11 protein-coding genes and 2 pseudogenes are annotated in these 20,474 nt (G+C 65.4%); 3 read left to right on the plus strand and 10 right to left on the minus strand.

From position 1 onward, the window contains the following. Nucleotides 1-111 precede the first annotated feature (111 nt). Nucleotides 112-3,396, plus strand: coding sequence for a protein kinase domain-containing protein (locus IEY68_RS32335; RefSeq protein ID WP_063000762.1), 3,285 nt, complete (start codon nucleotides 112-114; stop codon nucleotides 3,394-3,396). Between the two features lie 230 nt (nucleotides 3,397-3,626). Here the strand turns inward: IEY68_RS32335 and IEY68_RS32340 are convergent, their stop codons facing one another. Then, nucleotides 3,627-3,977 (minus strand): TetR family transcriptional regulator C-terminal domain-containing protein, encoded by a 351-nt coding sequence (locus IEY68_RS32340; protein ID WP_063000764.1) that lies wholly within the window; start codon nucleotides 3,975-3,977, stop codon nucleotides 3,627-3,629. Nucleotides 3,978-4,342: 365 nt separating this feature from the next. On the opposite strand from IEY68_RS32340, the pseudogene IEY68_RS37250 reads away from it, so the two are divergent. Further along, nucleotides 4,343-4,489 (plus strand): annotated as a pseudogene (locus IEY68_RS37250) (IS3 family transposase); the annotation flags it as partial. Nucleotides 4,490-4,631: 142 nt separating this feature from the next. Here the strand turns inward: IEY68_RS37250 and IEY68_RS32345 are convergent. The 9 genes and pseudogenes from IEY68_RS32345 to IEY68_RS36595 all read right to left on the minus strand — a co-directional run. Further along, on the minus strand, nucleotides 4,632-5,801 hold the full coding sequence (locus tag IEY68_RS32345; RefSeq protein ID WP_063000766.1) for a hypothetical protein: 1,170 nt from the start codon (nucleotides 5,799-5,801) through the stop codon (nucleotides 4,632-4,634). Nucleotides 5,802-5,821: 20 nt separating this feature from the next. Then, a complete protein-coding gene (locus IEY68_RS32350) occupies nucleotides 5,822-7,414 on the minus strand; it encodes a hypothetical protein (protein ID WP_063000768.1) in 1,593 nt (530 codons plus the stop codon). Beyond that, nucleotides 7,414-11,409, minus strand: coding sequence for a hypothetical protein (locus IEY68_RS32355; protein ID WP_063000770.1), 3,996 nt, complete (start codon nucleotides 11,407-11,409; stop codon nucleotides 7,414-7,416). Before IEY68_RS32355 ends, IEY68_RS32350 begins: the two co-directional genes overlap by 1 nt. A 34-nt stretch (nucleotides 11,410-11,443) precedes the next feature. Continuing rightward, nucleotides 11,444-13,795, minus strand: coding sequence for a hypothetical protein (locus tag IEY68_RS32360; protein WP_063000772.1), 2,352 nt, complete (start codon nucleotides 13,793-13,795; stop codon nucleotides 11,444-11,446). Nucleotides 13,796-13,819: 24 nt separating this feature from the next. Next, entirely contained in the window at nucleotides 13,820-16,561 is a 2,742-nt protein-coding gene (locus IEY68_RS32365; RefSeq protein ID WP_063000774.1) for a DUF6603 domain-containing protein, read from the minus strand. 164 nt (nucleotides 16,562-16,725) lie between these two features. Next, entirely contained in the window at nucleotides 16,726-18,264 is a 1,539-nt protein-coding gene (locus IEY68_RS36880) for a hypothetical protein (RefSeq protein WP_063000776.1), read from the minus strand. A gap of 366 nt (nucleotides 18,265-18,630) precedes the next feature. Beyond that, nucleotides 18,631-19,053, minus strand: coding sequence for a hypothetical protein (locus IEY68_RS32375; protein WP_063000778.1), 423 nt, complete (start codon nucleotides 19,051-19,053; stop codon nucleotides 18,631-18,633). Between the two features lie 263 nt (nucleotides 19,054-19,316). Next, nucleotides 19,317-19,439 carry an SDR family oxidoreductase gene (locus IEY68_RS36590; RefSeq protein ID WP_229719172.1) on the minus strand — a complete coding sequence of 41 codons (123 nt, stop codon included), beginning with the start codon at nucleotides 19,437-19,439 and terminating at the stop codon, nucleotides 19,317-19,319. Between the two features lie 37 nt (nucleotides 19,440-19,476). Then, a pseudogene (locus IEY68_RS36595) lies at nucleotides 19,477-19,647 on the minus strand (DDE-type integrase/transposase/recombinase); the annotation flags it as partial. Nucleotides 19,648-20,067: 420 nt separating this feature from the next. On the opposite strand from IEY68_RS36595, the gene IEY68_RS32385 reads away from it, so the two are divergent. Next, nucleotides 20,068-20,403, plus strand: coding sequence for a hypothetical protein (locus IEY68_RS32385; protein ID WP_063000782.1), 336 nt, complete (start codon nucleotides 20,068-20,070; stop codon nucleotides 20,401-20,403). The last annotated feature ends 71 nt before the right edge of the window (nucleotides 20,404-20,474 follow it).

Raw genomic sequence — 20,474 nt, forward strand, 5'->3', positions numbered from 1 at the left:
CGTGAATCTCACCGCCGGGTTTCTCTTGGGGATACAGTTGACAGTGGCGAAAGGTGAGTCGATGTTGCCTGGTGCCCGCGGACCTACTACTCGGTGGATCGCATTCGGCCGATGACCGGCGACGATCCTCTGCAAACCCGTCGCGAGCCGATATCGTCGGTGGCGACGGCGCAGGAGTCGGTCGTGGCGGAGTTGGACGCGGTCGGTTTCGAGGCCGCGACGGAGATCGGCCGCGGTGGGTTCGGCGTGGTCTACCGGTGTGTCCAGGAGTCCCTGGACCGGACGGTTGCGGTGAAGGTGCTGGCCGTCGAGTCGGATGCGGACAATCATGCGCGTTTCATCCGGGAACAGCGGGCGATGGGCCGACTGACCGGGCACCCCAATATCGTCACTGTGCTGGGGGAGGGGGTCACCCGCACCGGGCGTCCCTATCTCGTGACGCCGTATTATCCGCTGGGTTCCCTGGAAGGGTGGCTCCGCCTGCACGGCCCGTTGCCCGCCGAAGAGGTGCTGCGGTTCGGGGTGAAGCTTGCCGGCGCCCTCGAGTGCGCGCACCTGGCCGGTATGGTGCATCGGGATGTGAAACCGGGAAACATCCTGCTCACCGACTACGGTGAGCCCGCGCTGACCGATTTCGGTATCGCGCATATCGCGGGCGGATTCCGGACGGCGGCCGGTACGGTGACGGGGTCTCCGGCGTTCACCGCGCCCGAGGTGCTGGAAGGTGAAGCACCGACTCCCGGTGCCGATGTGTACGGGCTCGGTGCCACGATGTTCTGTGCGCTCACCGGGCATGCGGCGTTCGAACGCCGCAGCGGCGAGAAGATGGTGACCCAGTTCCTGCGGATAACCAGCCAGCCGCTACCCGATCTGCGTGAGCACGGTGTCGCCGCGGATGTATCCGAGGTGGTGGAGGCGGCCATGAACCGCGACTTCCGCGAGCGCCCCTCTGCGGCCGATCTCGGGGAGGCGATCAGGGAGGTGCAGCGGCGTCACGGGTACGCGGTGGCCGATATGGCGCTGCAAAACCAGCCGACTCCGGAGCGACACGGCGAGGGCCCCCGGGCGCTGCCGCCGCGGTCGCCGATCGGCGGCCGGTCCGGCAACCTTCCGCTCGAGTTGACCGGTCTCGTCGATCGGCGCAGTGAGGTGGCGGAGGTCAAGAACCTACTGTCCACCTCTCGGCTGGTCACCGTGGCCGGGACCGGCGGGGTCGGGAAGACGCGGCTGGCGCTGCGCGTCGCCACGCGGGTCAAGCGGGATTTCGCCGGCGTGTGGTGGATCGACCTGACCGACGTATCCGAGCGCTCGATCTTGGTCGATGCCGTGGCGGCCTCGGTCGGTGTGCGCGACGAATCGGTTCGACCGGTGCTCGAGGTGCTGGTGGAGTTCCTGTGTCCGCGCGATGTGCTCCTGGTGCTGGACAACTGCGAGCAGCTGGTGGCCGCCGTCGCGGAACTGGACGAGGTGCTGCTGAAGGCGTGCCCGGGCCTGCGCATCCTCGTCACCAGCCGCGAACCGCTGAACATCGCCGGTGAAGCGGTGGTGCGGCTGTCGCCGCTGACGGTTCCCGACCCGAGCCGGGAGCCCACGTTGCTCGGGTTGCCTCGCTTCGATGCGTTGACGCTGTTCGCCGAGCGTGCCGCGGCGGCCGTACCGGGTTTCGAACTCGACGAGGACAACAAGGGCGCCGTGGCCCAGATCTGCGCCAGGCTGGAGGGGCTGCCGCTGGCGATCGAGCTGGCGGCCGCGCGGCTGCGCGCCATGTCGCCGCAGCAGATTCTGGAACGACTCGACGATCGCTTTCCGGTGCTCACCCGGGGGGCCAGTCGTACCGCCCCGGCGCGGCAGCAGACGCTGCGGCTCTGCATCGACTGGAGCTACGATCTGTGCACCCCGGCCGAACAGCAGCTCTGGACGCAACTTTCGGTGTTCGCCGGGAGCTGTGAGCTGGATGCGGTCGAGGGGGTATGCGATATCGATCCGGCACCCCGCAGCCTGCTCGACGTATTGTCGTCGCTGGTGGACAAGTCCATCCTGGTGCGGGAGGAATCCGGTCCCGTCGTGCGTTTCCGGATGCTGGAGATGCTGCGCAAGTACGGCCGCCAGGAGTTGCAGAAATCCGGTCGGTATCGGGAAATACGCCGGCGGCACCGCGACTGGTATCGGCGGATGGTCTCCGACGCGGCGGCCGGGTGGATCAGTGAACAACAGCCCGGCTGGATTGCGCGCATCGAACGTGAACAGCCCAACCTCCGGGACGCACTGGAGGGTTGTCTGTCCGAGGACACCGAGGAGGCGGCCGAAGCAGGCTTGCGTATCGCCGCCGGACTCTATGAGTTCTGGCACTTCCGGGGCCTGTACGGGGAAGGACGCTCCTGGCTGAGCCGCGTACTCGCCTGTTCTGGAGCCGATGCGCCCCGCGCTCGTATCGAAGCACTCTGCGCCGGAAGCAAGCTGGCCTCGGTGCACAGTGATTTCCGGCAGGCGACCGCTCTGCTGGAGGAGGCACGAGCGCTGGCCGGACCTCAGCCCGCGGCGATGGTCCGGGCGCAGTTCGCCTATTCCGAAGGTCTGCTCGCTCTTTCCCGCGGGGATGCCGAAAGCGCGTCGTCGCGTTTCGAATATGCCGTGGAACTCACCGGCTCGGATCCGACGAATCACCTCAGAATCAATGCGTTGACCCTGCTGGCCTGGGCGCACGAAGTGCGCGGTGACGCCGCCCGCGCGAGCGAGTACTGGCGCGGTATCCTCGCGGTCACCGAGCCGCGTGGGGAGCTACTCCATCGTGGGGCTGCGCTGCGCGGTCTGGGGGTGACCGCGTGGCGGCAAGGTGAGCGGGACCGTGCCGAGCACTACCTGGCCGAAGCGTTACGGGTCAACGGCGGGCTGAACAATCAGCTGCTCACCGTGTTCTGTCTCGAGGCGCTGGCCTGGATCGTCGATATTCCCGCCGGCGCCGAACGCGCGGCGGTGCTCATGGGCGCGGCGCAAGGTCTGTGGCCGACGGGTAGCCGGGTGATGACCGTATTCCACAACTTGGCGCGCTTTCACGAGGAATGTGAGCGTAGGGCGCGGGAGAGTTCGGGAGATCGCCGTTTCGATGTGGCGTACGAGCGGGGGCAGGCGATGGATATGGAGACCGCCGTCGCCTACGCGCTCGGAGAGAAGGCCACCGATCGGGCCGCCCGGTCCGGTCCGGTGGTGAAGTTGACCAAACGTGAGCGTCAGGTCGCCGAACTGGTGGCGCGGGGGCTCAGCAACAAGCAGATCGCGACGAAGCTGGTGGTCTCCCCGCGCACTGCTCAGGGGCATGTGGAGAATATCCTGGCCAAACTGGGTTTCACCTCCCGTGCCCAGATCGCGGCCTGGATCGTGGAGAACGCAGAGCACTGAGACGCGATGGGGCCGCGGCACCCGGCCGTAGACCCGGAGACGGCTACCAGCCGTCGCGACGACAGCCCGCGGCCAGCACGCCGTCGAGCCCGGCGAGGACCGCGCGCACCTGGTCGGAGTCATCGCCGAGTTGCTGGCCGCACTGGTGACGTCGCCAACGCTCGACGATCCCGAGCTTCGAACGGCCTGTGGGGAGCCGGCGACTTCGATGATCGCCACTGGGATGTGGCTCAGTGCGGGTTGTGGTCGAGCGTGGTGGTATCGGTTGCCACCTGGTGCAGGCGGTTCGCAATGATCCGACGGGCCCGGTCATATCGGGGGTTGTCGTCGAGAAGGGCGGCGTCCTCGGCAGCGATGCGGGCGAGAGCGTCGAGTTCGAAGGACAGGTCGGCCGGGTCGATTTCGGGGCGTATCTCGCCCAGTTGCTGGGCCTCGGTGACGATGGTGGTGTAGAGGGTGTGCCAGTCCCGGCGAGCGGAGGCGAGGGCATCACGAACTCGCCCGGGCCGGGTGTCGAATTCGGGCGCCGTCGAGATGAAGAAGCAGCCGCCTTCGTGGGCGACACTCGGCCCAACGTGCACCCAGGCGGCCCATGCCGTCGCACGAAACGCCGGACCGCGACGGCAGCGAAGAATTTGATCCCTCCCAAAATTACACCAGACATTCGCGGTGACCGGCCGTGATCCTCCGTGAGTGACCGTGTATCGCGCCGCCGTCATCGTCGCAGGTAGATCGTCCATCGTGACCCTGCGTGATCGGGTGTGAACACCGGCCAGCCCCCGAACCGGAAACGGCAGGTTACTGGTTCGAGTCCCGTCGGCGAGCAGAAACAGCAGGTCAGCCCCGGTAGTAAGGCTTGACCATCACCGCGGATCGGCCGAATCGATTGTGGGTGGCCGACGCCACCCGGATCCCGTGTGGGCAGGGCGCGTTCTGGCCGGCGGCGGTGCGGGATGCGTTCTCGTTGAAGGCCGAGTTGGTCTATCGGCGGGCCTGGCGGACCCGGGACGAGGCCGAGAACGCCCTGTTCGCCCATATCGCTGGCTGGTACAACTGCCAGCGCGCCCAAAAGAAGCTCGGATGGCGATCGCCCGACGAGTTCGAAGCGAGCTGTCATGACCCGGTCCCGGCCGGGCCGGAACCTGATTACCCCCTCCAACAATGCGGGGGAACCTCACTTTCGGCGAATGTCGCAGTCCTGGAGGTGCAACGAGGGTTGCATCGTGCGCCTTCACTCACTGCTTCGCGAGGGTGCCGATTCCGAGGGGATACCATGCCGCTCGGTAGGTGCCGTCGCTTTCCGGCGAGCCGATGGAGACTGTGCTGTCCCGGGCGATGGGCAGAACAATTCTGCGGCCGGTGAACTGGGTGGGGTCGTTGTAGGGGTCCGCTGTGCTGGTGTTGATCGCATATTCGACTTCCTGTTCACCGGGGCCTGTCACCTTGACCACGATGCCGGAATGGTCGCCCCGGACGGTGCACAGCAGGAGCCCGTCGGTGGTTGCGGTGTGGTTTCCGGTGGTGGTGATGAGATGGGGATCCGTCAGAATGCTGGCGGTGTGATCGATGGAGAGGTTGTCGAGGTCGACATCGGTTGGTTGGACGGTGACCAGTGTGGTCAGTGTATGGGTGCGTTTTTCCTGGTGGGTTTTGTCCCACAAGGTGAGGGTGAGTAGGAAGAGCGTGGTGTGGGAGAGGGTGAGGGAATGGCTTTCGCCGGGGCCCGTGTACGCGCCCGCGCCGTCGTCGTTGAGGTCGGTGATGTCCATGGGGCCGGCGAGTTGGTCGTAGTCGATGGTGAGGGTGTAGTACGGCTTGTCCGGGGTTGCGCCCTTGGCGAATCCGATCGGATCGCACGACCAGCTGAGCTGGAGGTGCTCGCCCTGCCGGACGAGGACCTTGTCCGGCGGGTCGGCGCGGAAACTGTCGAATACGGTTCCCGCGGGGCATTTTGCGAGCGGGATGTTCTGGGACGGTCGCGTGTCACCGATGTGTTCCGTGACCGTGATGATGGTTGTCGTGAGGTCGTCGGATCGGAGCTTGTCGCTGACCTCGACCGTAACCTCGACGTTCAGGGAATCACCGGGGCCGAGTACGGGGTGGCGGCTGTTGTGTGGCGTAAGGGAGAGGTAGTGAACGTTTCTTTTTTTGTCGAATGCGTGCTTGAAATCCCAGCTACTGGGATGTGACGGTGTGATTATGGAGTCCTGGACGGCCTGGTCGGTACAGAGATTCTCGGGAGAATCGCCGGGATTGAGGTCGATGGCGATTTCCTGACAGGTGATATCGCTGTTCGTCTCGTTCTTGAACGAGAAGTAGAGGGTGACGTTCTTACCGGCATTGGGTGTTTCCGGATCGGTGCTGAAACTTTCGAGAACGATGGGGAGGGAACCGTCATTGCTCATCGTGTGTGCTGCTCCGGGTGCTATTGCGCGAGGTCTTCGGGACCGAGAGGGTGCCAGCTGAGCTTGTATCGCAGGTCCGCGTCTCCGGTGGTGGTGAAGGTGACCTTGCTGGCTTTGCGAACGGGAAGTGTGAAGTTCTGATTGTCCCGGCCGTGGAGGTCCTCGGCGGAGACCGAAGTGATCGTGAAGCCTTCCGGCGGAAAGGGGCCCGAGGCGCCAGGGGGAGTGATCTCGACACGGAGTGTGCCGCCGGCGACGGAGCCGAAGAGGAATCCGTCTGTCGGTGCGGTGTACTCGGTGCCCTGCTCGAGAGGCGTCTGACCGGTATGGAGCATACGGCTGGATCCGGTGACGCGGAGGTGGCCGACTCGGAGGTCGCCCCCCAGGATCACACTGGCGGTGGTCAGGTCCATGGAGACAGAAATATCGCCATCGGGCTGATAGGTGGCTCGAAGGTGGTAGCCGACACCGATGCCGTTGAGAGGCTCGGTGGGAACGGTGAAGTACGCGAGCTTCTCGTTTCCGGGATCGCTGGTGCGATAGGCGCGGATCTGGTCGTTGTCCAGGCGAACCGTCCGGGTGTCGGGGCCGCTGGAAACGTTGTAGGTGAGGGTATAGCCGAATGGCGAACCCGCACTGTTTTCGGGTCCGTGCCAGTGCAGGTCGGTGATGTCACCGGCGTGGACGGTCAGGTGTGCGGGATAGAAGTCTTCGACGGGCCGGTCTTGCGGCCACTGGACGCCGGCAGTTTCGTCGGCATGGGTGGTGGGGGCGCGCAGCGGCGCCTCGACGCTGTCCACCAGGTTGTCGGTGAGGTTTCCGATGCCGACAGGGTGCCAGGTCAGGCTGTATGCCTGCGGGTCGGGAAGCCCGAACGCGAGGGTGCTGTGTTTGCCGATCGGAATGGTGAGGTTGCAGTTGTATGCGCCCCGAGAGTCGTCGTCGGCGACGAGGAGATGCCAGGTGGAGGGCATACCGGCCCGCCCGCCGGCCCTGGGATTCGCAGGGGAGACCTGTATCCAGAGCCTGTCGTCGGTGACCGAACCACACAGGAATCCGTCGGTGAGCGCGAGGTATTGCGTGTTGTTGGCGAAACCTTCCTGGGTCTCGGTGAGGATGCGGGTGGTTCCGGTGAGGCTGTTGATGCTGCCGGCTTCGAGATCACCGCGATGGACGAATATCGCGGTGGTCAGGTCCTGGGTTTCTTCGACTCCCTGCTGTTTGCAGACGGCCTGGAGGTGGTAGCCCACGGCGATACCGTCCAGGGGCTCGGTCGGGTAGGCGAAATCGAGGAGTTTGCCGGGGTCGCCGGGGTTCGGCTGTGCGTATTCGAGTGGACTGTCGGGGTCATCGGGGTCTTGTCGCCGGAACAGGTCCGCGTCGTTCACCGTGACCTGCCGGGCGTCTTCACCACCGGTGTTGTAGTACAGGGAGTAGTGGACAACCGGGTTGTTCGTGCAGGTCCAATGCAGGGTGGTGGTTTCGCCTCGGATTATCGGGGTGTCGTCGGCGTAGAAATTCTCGAAGGTTCCGTCGTCGCCGGTCGGCCAGAACTGCACCGGCGGCCCCATGGGAGCCTGGCCGGCGGGGTGGGGTTCGTTGCTGTTGGTCACTAGGGCTGCTCCTGGCGCGGACGAGTTGCCGCATCGATGGGGACCGGCGCGGTATTCGTCGTCTCCGGCAGATCTGGCGTCGGGGACGCGATCTGGTCGAGGGTGGTGGCCAGGGTCAGATAGCCGGTGCGGGCGACGGAATTGGGCTGGTCGAGGTGGGCGACGACGTCGGGAGAGGTGATGGGGTAGTGGTCCCACTGCCCGGCGCTCTGCGCCGCCTGGCTCAGCGCCGTTCGACCGGTGCTGTCCGAGCACGGTTCGGACCAGTCCCAGATGCCGGTCCACGCGTCGGGGCGGGGCATGACAACGGCTGTCACCGGGGTGGCCTCCCCGGTGACCGGATCGGGCCGGTCGGTCGGGGCGGGCCGGGTGCCGGCCAGGATCGGGCCGACCCGGCAGGCGATCTGCAATCGTGACAGAGGTGTGCGGACAGCTTCGTCGGGCAGGCGGACGCTGACCGCGGGCAAGATGTCGGTCACTGCGTCGATCTCTGCCCACGGGTGGGCCAGCATCGTCACGTAGGCGACGACCGGTGTGGCCGGGTCGTCACTGTGGGCAGCCGGATTTTCCGGCATTGGTGCGAGGTTGACCGGCAACGCGAGGTCCCCGGCGGTGATCTTGCGGGCGTAGCCGCTGTCCCCGCCGTCGGCGGTGCGCAAGACGCTGTAATCGGTGTTCTCGCCCGGCAGGACAGGTCCGTCGGGGCCGTCGGTCTTGTGGGTGAAGTAGCCGATCAGGCCGTCGGTGCTCACGATGACGCCGTCGTCGGTCTCCTGCTGGCCGCCCAGCCGGATGTTCCACCTCCACTGCTTTTTCAGGTAGTCGGGCGTGGGGAAGTCCAGCACCGGATACGGCGCGGAGTCGCTGCCCCAGCTGGGATCGGTGATGGGCAGCGTGAAGCTCTCGAGAGTCAGCCGGGCCCGCAGCAGCGCGACGGGCGTCCCGATCAGCGGCGCGACCATCGTGCCGTCGTTGCCGGGAGGCGGGGAGGTGGCGGCCGAGTCGTCGATGCGCCGCATGAGTGCGTCGAAAGCCTCGGTGCCGCCGTTACGCAGGCCGGTGAGGAAGCCGAAGAGCTCAGGGCAGGTGCGAGCGAAGTCGCCGTCCGGGTCGGTCGGGTCGTCGTGGTGGGGATAGTTGGGCAGGGTGGCCCAATCGATGGCCGCCTCTTCGGTGTGCCCGTCGGTGCCGATACCTTTGCGGGCTTCGATGATGCCGCGCCCGCCCTCGTCATGAACGAGCAGGGACTGGGAGAGGTGGTTCACGAGTAGCCACCCGAGCGCCGGAGTCGGGGCCGGTTCGCTCGGGGTGGCCACGACCGGCGGGTCGTCGATGACCGCCCCGGGGACGGTGGCGGACGTGTTGGCAGGGACCCAGTCGAATCGCAGCCGAGTCGGTGCGGTGATGCGTGGCGCCAGTTGCACGTAGCAGCCGGGGTTCGTCCACCTCTCACCCACCGTGATCGGGTTATTGTTCGCGGTGCTGGGCGCGAGGGTGCCGGCGATCCACGGCAGGCGCTGTGCGGGGCTGAGTTCGCCGCCGATTCCGGCATCGATGTAGGTGAAGCTGCGTCCCATGGAGTCCACGACACCGGCGAAGGTGACAACGAACTGTCCTGCGCAGGCTGGGAAGAACCGGATCTTCGCGGTCGGAGCCAGCACATCGGGTTCGGGCGAGGGGAAGCCGCTGTCGGGGTGATCGTAGCCGGCGAGCAGGTCACACAGGTGACTCTCGCTCGGGTCGTTCTCGTTCGGTTCGACCCCCATGCCCGGCATGCGCTGATCCAGATTGCGGTGAAAACCCTCCAGCATCTGCGATATCTCTCCCACGCCGAGCTGACCGGCGAGATCCTCGACAGCCTCGACGGGGGCATCGCCGTAGCGGCGCAGGTGCCGTTCGACAGCGCCGGTCACCAGCTGCCGCGGCAGGTCGGTCATAGCGGAACGTCCGACGAACTTCCACGCGGGTATCGGCTGCGGGGTACCGGTTTTCGTCAGCCGGTACCGGCCGTTGCCGGCGTCGAAGACCCAGTGGTAACCGTCGGTGGCGTCGGCCGGGATGGGGTAGTAGTCCATCTCCCACAGCAGGTAGACCGGCGACCACGGCTGGTCCCACACGCTGGTGAAATGCCCGGGACCCGTCGCGCGCCCCGCAGCATCGTGGAAGGCCTCCGAGACGCCGTGTACCAGGGTTCTGGTGTCTTCGACCAGGTCGTTGTCTTCGGCGGTGCCCCGAACGGCAGCCCGGGACAGCAGCGTGAACTCACGGAACAGGCCGGCAAAGCAGGCCCGCACATGGTCCGGGAGCTTGGTGCCCCAGTCGGGCAGCGGCGGCGGTTCCGGGGGCGGCTGCATATCGCCGTCGATGAGCATGGCGGCCACCAATTGATCGTCGGAACGACACGGCAGCGCCTCTGGATACTGCTCCTCCTCGGCATTCACCCCGCCGAGCACGATGACCGGATCATAGGGTGTGTAGAAAGGGGGGAGCGGGACAGCGTTCAGCGCGCGGTGGATGCCATCAGGATTCTGGCACGCCGGATCCAGACCCTGAGCCCCGGCGTACCTGGTGACGCTCGCCTCGAATTCCTCCGCCGTCGCCCCGTGCGGGATCCCATCCGCCGCGGCGAGCAGGCCCTTCATCTCATCCTGAACTCGCCGCAGTGCGGACGCGAGCTTATCGATCGCCGGACCCGGGTCGAAGTCCGCCGGTCGTCCGGCACCACTGTCGTCGGGTGGCATCTTGCCCAGCCGCCACAGGTCGTACAGCCTGTTCTGCAATCCGATCTCGTTGCGCGCGAGCAGGTTGTATCGGTATTGCTTTTCATTGAGTCCGGCCAGCCATTCCCGCTCCTTGTTCAGTTCGTCCTCCGTCACGGAGTTCCGAGATCCCGGCGCATCGGTGATAGTCCAGGCGTGGCCGATGTCGTATGGGATGAACCATGAGCTGTGCACACGGTCGTCGAACTTGTGCGGCGCGGTGTCGAGTGTTTCGAGGCCGTCGGTGAGAAAGGCATGCAGGAGTCGGCCGACAGCGACATCGTCACTGTCACTGTGCAGGTCGGCAGTTTGGGCCTCGGCCGTGTTGTGGCCCACCGCGAGGTGGGCCCGGCTCGCGCTGTCGGGCATGTTCCCCTGCGGGTAGTCACGGTTTGTTCTGTCCCACGGCAGCCGTAACGCCGTCCCGGCGTATACCGAGACCTTGTCCGTCTCGACGCGACCGGGTGCCCAGCCCAACGCGTCCAGTAGCGAGGTCAGATCCGGTGCCCCGAGCGCCGAACGCTGCTTACGGCGTGCGGCGAGGATGTCCTGGGCCGGGTCCGAATACCAGCCCATCACCAGATAATCCAGTGTCGCTCGATCGACGCCGTCGAGATTGTCGTAGAACGAGAAGACGCCGCGGTGATACGGCAGGAAACCGCAGAAGGCCGGAAGTCCCGGACCGATCGCGGTGAGAAAAAGATCGGTTGTCTTCTTCTCCTCCCAGGCGTCGATCTCGAACGCCCGCCCGATCGCTCCCTCCTCGAGATCCCCTCGGGTGTAGTACTCGTCCGTCCTCGGCACCGTGAACGGATAGGGAGAACGGTTCCCCTGCCACGGGTAATTCTGCCAAGCGTCGCGGTCCGGACTGTTCGAGTCCTCGACGCTGTCCGGATCGACGAGACTGTCGCTTTCCACTACCCAGGCCGCGAAGGCGGGGGATGCGCTCGCGGGCCGGCTGGAGCGCACGACGAGCCACCGGTTGGGAACCAGCGGAAACTCGTTCCCGTCCGCCTGGTGGGCACGTAGCGCGTGCGGCAGCGACCAGTGCACATGTGCGCCCACCTCGGGCCGGTCATCCAGATGAGGGTCGGGGTACGGCTCGGGAGGAACCGCCAGATTCGTGGGATCGGTGAAGTCGAGGGTCCAATGTCCGTAGCCTTCTTCGCGTTCACTGGCCACTGTGTTGACGAGGTAGGTTTTTATCTGGACGGGAACGATCAACGGGTGGGTCATCGTAAGCTCCCCAGTACTCGAGGGCGGTGCGCCGCTACGGCTGCCTGAATGTCTGCCGGGTCGGGGACTGGATCAACTGCACCGCGAACCCGGCCGGTGTCAATTCACCGTCCGGCAGCTGACCGAGTTCGTGCAGGCGCCTGGTGAGTTCGGGCGCGATCCGATGGATATCCATGGTGTCGGTCCCGGTACGCAGATGGGCAGAGACGTTGTCGTCGTCGCTGATCGGTGCGCCCGTCCGGCCGTTGTCTGCCAGGTATCGCAAGTCGAGAAAGAGATCGCCGTGTTCGACCTGAGCGCCGATATACAGATCTTGATGCGGCTCGGCGAGCGTGACCGTGTCGGGAACTTCGGCGAAAAGACACAGCAGCAGGTCGGGGGCAAGGTATTCCCGGCGCACGATCTCGACCGGCCGCCCGTCCTTGTCGCCTTCGATGATCAGTCCCGGCCAGTCGCGGGCCAGCCGGGAGCGCAACAGGAGCCCGGCCTCGGGCCACGGGACGGTGTTGGCTTCGGCCGCCGAGCGCCGCAGGACCGCCGTCTGCAGGATGTTGTCCGTGGTGGTCTGCGCACCGGCGTTGACGAACCCGTCGACGAGCGCGGTGATCCATGTGGGATCCACGTAGAAGAAGCGCACACTTTCCTGGGGAAGCATCCGCTGGTCGGCCACCAAGTGATCGAAGGGCACCAGGTCCAGTGCCGCGAGAGCGTCGATGATGTCGCCGACCGGCCCCGTTTCGTCGGCCAAGCTGCGGGCGAGCGCCTCATACACCTCGCCGCGCTCGAGGACGGTACGCAACCGGTGCGCTCGGGTCGGCGCGGCGGAGGGCGCAGCCCTGGGCGTCGACCCGGCGCCGGGCCGGTCCCGCCGCCGGGTCAGGCGCCTCGCCAGACCGTCGGCGAGCAGAGTGTGCAACCGGTCGGTGGCGGGCCGCGGGTGAGCTATGGCTGCCGCGGTGGTCAGGGTGCGGGGGTCCAGGCCGCTGATCTCGGGCAGTGTCGTCAACCGTGTCACCGCTGCGGAGAAGGCGGTGCGGGCCTTGCGCCGGAATGCCTTCTGGGCGGTGCGGGCCGGTGCGTGGGACAGTGCCAGCAGCCGTCCCATCGTCCATGCCACGGCGTAGGTCAGATCGAACACACCCCACTGCGGGTCGTAGATCAGCAATCCGTCGGGCGTGCCGAGGACCGGTGCCGCGTCTGCCCGGGCGCGATGGTCCCCGGAATCGGATGCCCGGGTGAAGGGTGGCAGGCCGGGCGGGAGCGGAGGCGGCGGCACGGGGATCAGCGGTCCCCGGTACCAGGCCAAGGTCTGCTCTCCCTCGGCGGTCAGGTACGACAGCGGCGCATACCCCCACCGCAGGCGTTTGTTCACCTCCGCTGTCTCTTCGGTGTCCTCGTCGGCCGGTGGTGGCAGCCGCAGGGACAGCGCATTTTCATGATCCGGATTCGGGTGCTGTTCGTCATCGAAAGGCTCGCCGGGCAGCGCGAGGTTGTGGACGACTTCGGAGAAGTGTCCCCCAGGGTCCGGATGCGACGTGAACGACCAGGACATCAGTGACACCAGCCGCACAGAATCGATGCCGTCCGGTGTTCGAGGACCACCCTCGGGCTTCAGACAGCCGACAAAGCCCTCCAACGAGACGAGGTGGGCGGCGTAGTTCCCGTAGGTGCGGGGAAACCGGTTCGCCAGCACAAGAGTGTATCGACCCGTCTCGGTGAATTCTTCCGCCGACATCTTCGACTTCGCCGACAGCGTGGGACGCTCGGTCACCTCCCGGACATGCGTCAAATAATTCAACTCGTCGAAACGCGGAACGACCGCCGTGAACACCTTCGCCGGAACATCGATCGTCCGGCATCGGCCCTGCAACACCTGAGGAATGACCGTATCTGGCTCGATCTCAGGGCCGAGAATGGTGGAGCGGGAGTCCTTGTGCAGGTCGAGCACGTCCTGCACGGTGTATTCGGTATCCGCCTCGCCTTGTGCGCGCGGATCTCCGGGCAACTCGTTCTCGGCGAAAATGAGCAGCGCCATCCATGGAACGCGTTCGCCTTCGGACTCTCCATCGGTGCCCTCGGCAAGGATCTGCTCCCACGGCAGCGTCAGCCGGGTCAGGCTCACATGCGCGAGCTGATTGTCGAAGGGACCTACCGCGCCGGACGGCGGGTGCACCGCGTGCACGAATCCGGGCTGCAGGGCGAAACGCGGAGCATGTACCTCGAAATGCTGTGTGACTTCGGGAAATTGATCGCCGCTTTCCCCGGGATGACTGAGCGATCGCCCGCCGGCGTCGCGAACCTCCTGATGAATGGTGATCGCATACCTACCTCCCGTCAGGAACGGAGTGTAGGAGTCGTAGAAGGTGATGAGGCGTGGTGTCGCCATGAGAGTTCTCCTACGTCGCGGCGTTCAGAGCGTGAGGGGGTCGGTGGTGTAGAGGCCGTGCCTGACGCGTGCCTCGTAGTGGGTGAGAGCGTCGTCGGTGTGCGGGCTGTAGTCCCGTATGTCTCCCGTGAGGGTTCGGCAGCGCCGCAGGGCAGCGTCCAGGCGGCTGCGTGCGGCGGCTTGTGCGGTGAGGGTGGTCGCGATGACGGCGACGGCCCGGGGGCCTGCGCTCGGGAGCAGCTGGTCGGGCGGTGTCGTGGCGGTGGGGGCGATGGGCAGACTGCTGTCGGGGTCGACGGGCTCGACAGCGAGGTCTTCCGAGTCGATGGCCGGGATGCAGGCGCCGAGCGTGGCGTCGGGGATACGGACGCGCAGGCCGGTGTATGCGTCGACGAGGCCCGAAGAACTCAGATCCGGTGCGGCGCCTCGGTCCAGCGGCTTCCCCCACAGCGCCTCGGGGACACCTTGGGCGACATGGTCCACCACCCAGTGTTGCTCGTGGAGATCGACGGGATGACCGGTGTCCTCGTGGGTGATGGTCACGGTGTGGATGGACTCGAGACCTTCGCCCTTACCGTGGCCCATCGGCCGCACGTTCAGCCCTCGGCCGTTCTCCGCGTCGGTCGTCGCATGGGCCGCCGAACTCTGCGAGCCGTTGACGACGATGCTGGTGGAGGGAACCGCGCACGACGTGGAGAAGACGAATCCGTGGACCGACACATTCCACACATCGTCAGGGCCGGAGTCCCGGGCGCCCGAAGTGCTGCCGTCGGCGTCGGGAGCCCCCGGGACCGGCAACAGCCCGGACTCGGCCCGCGCCAGCATCCGCCCATCGCCGGGCAGCATCTGCTGGACATACTCGTCCCAGGACAGCGGAGCCTGGGGCGCCGGATCGCTGCCGAACGTGGGGTAGAACTTGACCCCGAAGGGAAGCCTGATTTCCGCTCTGCCGCCGAAGCGGGGCATCCAGATGGACAGCCCCACCGATACTTCCAGCTTCACGGTCACCAGAAGTTTCACCTGGAGCCCGGCACTCAGCCGCACCGAAGCATCGATGTAGAAGGGATGCCACTGAACCCAGAAGTCGAAGGAGGCGGCAAACCAGCCCTTGATGCTCAGCTTCCAAATCTTCAGGTCCACGAGTGTGAACGTCAGGCTGGCGCCGACCGCCATTCCGGAATTGGAGAACATCAGGTATGCCTGCCCGGACACCCCCTGCCACTGGTTTTTTCCGACCGGAGTCCTGGCCGATATTCCGAGCCGGTCCCGGACGTTCGGGTAGTAGCCGGGGCGCGTATACCCGACCGGATATCCTCCCGCGGTCAGCACCCATTGGTTCCGATAATCGCCGCCGATGTACACGTAAAGGTCGATCGCGCCCGAGATGCTGATGAAATCTTCGCTGAAGAGGTAACTATTGGGTGCGAGTGTGGCGCCGACGGCTATCAGATCTGCCGATACCTCGGCTTCGATGGCGGCCTTCACCTTGAAGATATTCCGGAACTCCGACATATCCAGCGTCCCGATCAGGGCGCCGGCCCATTCTCCGCTCTGCGGGAGCGAGACGACCAGAAGCGCCCAGATGTCGAACACCTCGACGATGTTCGCCGCGACACCGACCGCGAACCAGAACGCGCCATCCTGGGGCGTCACCCATACGGTGTGGCGGTCGCCATCGGCGCTCGTGAGGCGGTCCACAACCTCCAGGGGGCTGTTCGTGGCAGAGCCTCCGGGCATCAGCGGGGCCAGGAGCGGGAACTGCGACACCTGGGCCGGACCGGGCACCTGAAGCTCGCAGTTCATCCCGATACCGAAGCACAGGCCGGTGAGCATTACGCCCGGAAATACCTCCACTCCCTGCGGCAGAGTATTCTCCGCTTCGGCGGTGAGCCGCAGCAGCAGGAACAGGAAGACCATGGGGAAAGCCGGCGACACATTCCCCGGGTGCGCTCGCGCATAAGCGCCCAGGAGTTCGAAGTTCAGGCCGGGCATGGAGAGCGCCACCCCACCCTCGGCGAGAATTTCGTATTCCGGCCTGTCGTGGATTACGGCGAAACCGCCGCCGATCTCGACCGGTTTCCGCACGAAGTGCAGGCCGTATCCCTCCGGCAGACCCACGACGAGGGACCAGGTGTAGTCCGCATTGGTGGTGAACCCCAGACTGAGGCCGATCACCTCGAGGGCGATTCCCTTGTCGCCGGACTGCGCGTCCTTCCGTTCCGCAGGATCCGGATCCGCCGCTTTCCCTATCGCCACTGTGCCGTCCACCCATGCCTTCAGGGTGAACAGGCCGCCGTCGTGTGGCTCGTACGTGCATCCCAGGCGGCGGACATAAAGGCTTCCGATCCCGGAATCGACGTCCGTCCAGGCCGGCACGGAATTCTGCGTCAGATGCGGAACGAAAATCAGATGCCCTTTGTCGAGCAGCCTGAAGTTGAGAAACGCGCACCCCGTGGTTCGGGTGAGACCTTTGAATTTCGAGGGGAAACGCAACGGGAAGCTGGAATCGACTGCGCTGAGCGAACTGTTGATCCGGGCCAGGTCGTCCGGTCCCAGCGTACCTGTCACCAGTCCCGTACCACCGTAATCCAGAACTACGTCCCCGTATTCGGGTACGTTGCCCCCGACCAACGGCAGGTGTCCCAGTTTGTAGTCGGTCTTGCTGGCGGACAGCGCAACATAGATGGGGTCCTCATTCGGCGCCTGCACGCCGGCGAGCAGGAACACGAAACGTTTCGCGTCGTCGTCCGATTCCCCCCAGACCACGAGAGGATCCTCCCGCGTCGAGCTCCCTGTTTTTCGTGTCCTGATCCTCGGCGCGAGCGACACCCCTGGCATGGAATCGACACCCTCGGGATGAATGCCATAGTCCGCCAATATATCCGCCACAGTGCGCGCGTCCGACTCGTAGCTGGTCATGCCCCACCTCTTCAGCTGATCTCGACAGTTATGCGGGCGGCGCCGTCGCCTCCCGGATCGCCGTCGCCACCGCCGAATCCCGCGCTGTCGTTGAGCTGCGTATACGGGGTCCGCGGGTCTCCATCGGCGCAGGGCTCGAAAACAGCATTCGCGGGATAGCGGCTCGGGCCTTGGGCGCCGCCGCCGCCCCCGCCACGGCAACCACCGCCGTTGCCGCCGGCGCCCATGCCTTGGTAGCCGCGGCCGCCACCTCCGCCACCTCCGCCCCCGTCCTCGCCGCCACCCCCTTCGCCGCCGCCACCACCGGGACTGCCGCCGCCACCACCGGTGTCGCCGTCGCCGAAGGCGCCGGCACCGTCGCTGCTGCTGCCGACACCACCGCTGCCCCCGCCGTCGCTGAGGTTGCCGCCCTCACCGTCACCGCCATTGCCCCCGCCGCCGTAGCCGCCATAGCCGCCGTAGCTGTCGTAGGTGCCGTTGCCTCCGCCTCCACCACCGCCCCCGCCACCACCGGCGACGAGTGTGGGGCTTTGTGCGGGGTAGCAGGTGTAGTCGCCCTGGCCGCCGACATGGACGGTTACCGGATGGGATGGCGCGGAAGTGAGGACGTGTTTGATGTAGGCGCCGGCGCCGCCGTTGCCGCCGATGTTGTTTTCGGTATCGTATTCATAGCCACGTAGACCGCCTGTGCCGCCGGGGCCCCACAATTCTATGGTGATTCGCGATACATTCGCGGGGGTGGAAAATTCATGGTCACCCGGTTCGGTGAAGATGACCGTATAACCGGCCGGCTCACGGGTGCTGGGGATGACGGCGCACACCGCGGTGCCGTTACTGAGATATCCGTGGTCCTGGTATGTTCCGTCATCGCTGCTGACGAGGGTGACAGCCCACGCCATCTCGTCGCTGAATTTATGTGGCAGGTCGGGCCATGCGCTGTGAATGCTGGGCACGGTGCCGTCGGTGTTGGGATTCTTCCAGTGATCCGGTTCGAAGTCGAGGTAGTCGATTGATTCGCAGTCGGTATCGTGGAAGAACCAGATCTTGTGATCACTCGGTGAGTACAGGCTTGCGTCTACCGACCCGAAAGGGAATACCTTACCTTCGCCATCGTCGAAATCGTATCCGAACACGCTCTTGATGGTCCGGGATCGGGTATCGGTATCAAATTCCTGCGAGGTGGGTTTTGCGATGGAGACCCGGTAACAATTCTCGCCCTGGAATAGGTAGACTTTGGATGCGCCTTCGAAGCACAGCGCGGCGTCCAATGGCTTGGTGCCGTCGAGTCCGTGGGGGTTGTCGGGTGTGAAGATGCTGATGCCGCCGAGCAGGTCGAACAGTGATCCGCTGTCGAGGGGCTGGTCTCCGAGCCACGGCTTTCCCTGGTCTGCCGCCCACGCATAGCGGTCGTACCGGACTCCATCAGCTCCATTTCCGCTGCCGTACAGAAAATATGCACTCGGAGGCACCGTCGCGCCGTGCGTGCTGCTGTCGGCATTCTGCCAGGGGGTGTGAAAAGAGGCTGAGAATGCTGCATCGTAGGATTTCATATTTTACTCGACTCTCCTACACGAGAACTGAAGTCTCGCTTTCGGCAGGTGCCGGACGGTCTCGCCGATGCGGCCCTCCGGGCCGGGCGGCGCGATGCTGTCCGAGGAAGAATTCTGGGAAATCTTTTCGCGGTAATTTCCGCATCGATGGTGTCTTGTATCGGGGGCGGTGACTGAATCTTGAACTGACGATTTCTCGACCCACCCAGCGGTCATCTCGGCCGGCGGCCGGACCGTCGGCAGTGCGCGGAAATGCGGCTAACGGATAACTATTTCCGCAGTCGTTCCCTGTCGTACATGCTCATTCGCGGAGATATTCTCGGCGCAAGAGTATCGTGGTATTTGTTGTGGAGGTCGCGCTGCCGGTCAGTCGTAGTCGTCGTGCCCGGCGAGCTGCCGACCCAGCAGCCGGGCCGCGTCGATGATGCCGCTCAATGGTGCTTCGTACATCCAGGTGTCTTCGTAGCGGTCATCGGGTTCGAGGGTCTCGGTGAGCCGGAGTGCGTGTCGGATCATGATGTCCTCGCCCACCACGACGAGCCCGCCGATAATGCCCGTGCTGCCGACCTTGGTGAGGATGGCCGGGAGATCGACCTGGTCGGCTCTGGCGAACGGCCTGTCGAACTGGATCCATTCCTCGTTTGCCCGCTTGATCACGACATCCGTTGCGGCCCAGTCTTCTTCAGCGTCCTCGATCGTGAGGCTGATGCTGTCCGGCTCGACGCGTACGCCGTAGCTGTTCCGGGAAACGAGTTCGATGAGGGTGTCCCAGTCCTCGCTCTGTCCCATGTGTTCCCCTCTGCGATCGTCAGCACCCCACTGATGCAAAGAGTAGCAGAATCCACTGTGGCAGAAGGGAACTCGAGCACCAAGTGCTGTGATCATCGCGATCGGAACGAGTAGATCGGGCCTCGATGTCGCCTGGATTGCTCTGATGCAGACGACGCCCGTCGATGGCCGAATCGCCGCAAGGTGTTCGCGCATTGCCACCCAACGGCGAAGCCGTAGCTCGATGACCTGCGGCTTCGCCGTTGGATACCGCCAAACCGGCATCAGCCGCCGAATCCGCCGTCGATGTTCAAGCTGGCGCCGGTGATGTAGGCGGCCTCGGGCCCGGCGAGGAAGGAAACGAAAGCACCGACCTCCGCCGCGGTCCCGAATCGGTCGACCGCCATCACGCCGAGCATGGCCGACGCGGCCGGCCCATCGCCCGGCTGGTGGCCGGCGGCGCCAGCGTGCCATGTCGAGGGCATCGCAGACCAGTTCGGCTCGCAGGTGATCGGCGATCGACCAGCCCACGATCCGGCGGGAGAACGCGTCGAGCACGACCGCGCAGTACATCCAGCCCTCACCGGTGCGATGCTGGGTGACGTCCATGCACCACTATCTCGACCCTGCCATCCATCGGACCACACCGTCACTTCTGGAGCCGATGTGGCGGCTGTGGTGAGACTGACTACCGGGGACCACTATCGACCGACGCGATGTGCTCAGAGCGGTCCAGCCAGACAATCGGTGCCTCCGAACACCCGCCTCCGCGGTCCCAGCGTGGCGATCGCCTTTGTTCATGGACCGCAATATCTTCCTTGCACGTCATACGCAATCCATCCGGCTCGCCGTGAAGGCGACCCACTGGCCTGACGGCCGGAACGACTCGAACGATCGCTCCTCGGCAGGCGTGCCGATAGACCCGATGACTATGGCCGCGGCGGGAATCCGCTGTCAGAGCCTTTCCAGCGGTGGGGAGCTGCCGTGTTGACGGATACGCTTCGGCGACTTCACAACTCGTTCGAAAGGCGAGCAATGATCTCGAACAATGTCGTCAAAACCGTCGTCGCCTCGACGCTGCCGCTGATCGCCGCCACGGTCGTCGCCGGAGGCGCTTCCGCCGACGCCGGGCCGATGGCCGATGTGCAGGCCACGCCGATCGCCGGTATTCCGCTGGAGGAGCCCCAGGACGTCAAAACCAACCCAGGCGCCCAGTACCCCGATCCCGTGTTGAACGGCGCTGCTCTGGGCGCCGGTATCGGCTCGGCGGTCGGTTCGGCCACAGGTTCCGGTGGGCCGATCCTCGGTGGGCTGATCGGCGCCTTGGTCGGTGCGGTGAATCCCGACGTGGTCCCGCAGGTTCTTCCCTGAACTGACTAGTGTTCCGCGCCTGAAATACGTTGCCTAATTGTAGGATTTGGCGGTGGCGAGGACGGGGCGGC

Source organism: Nocardia jinanensis, assembly GCF_014645735.1.
Classification (GTDB): Bacteria; Actinomycetota; Actinomycetes; order Mycobacteriales; family Mycobacteriaceae; genus Nocardia; species Nocardia jinanensis.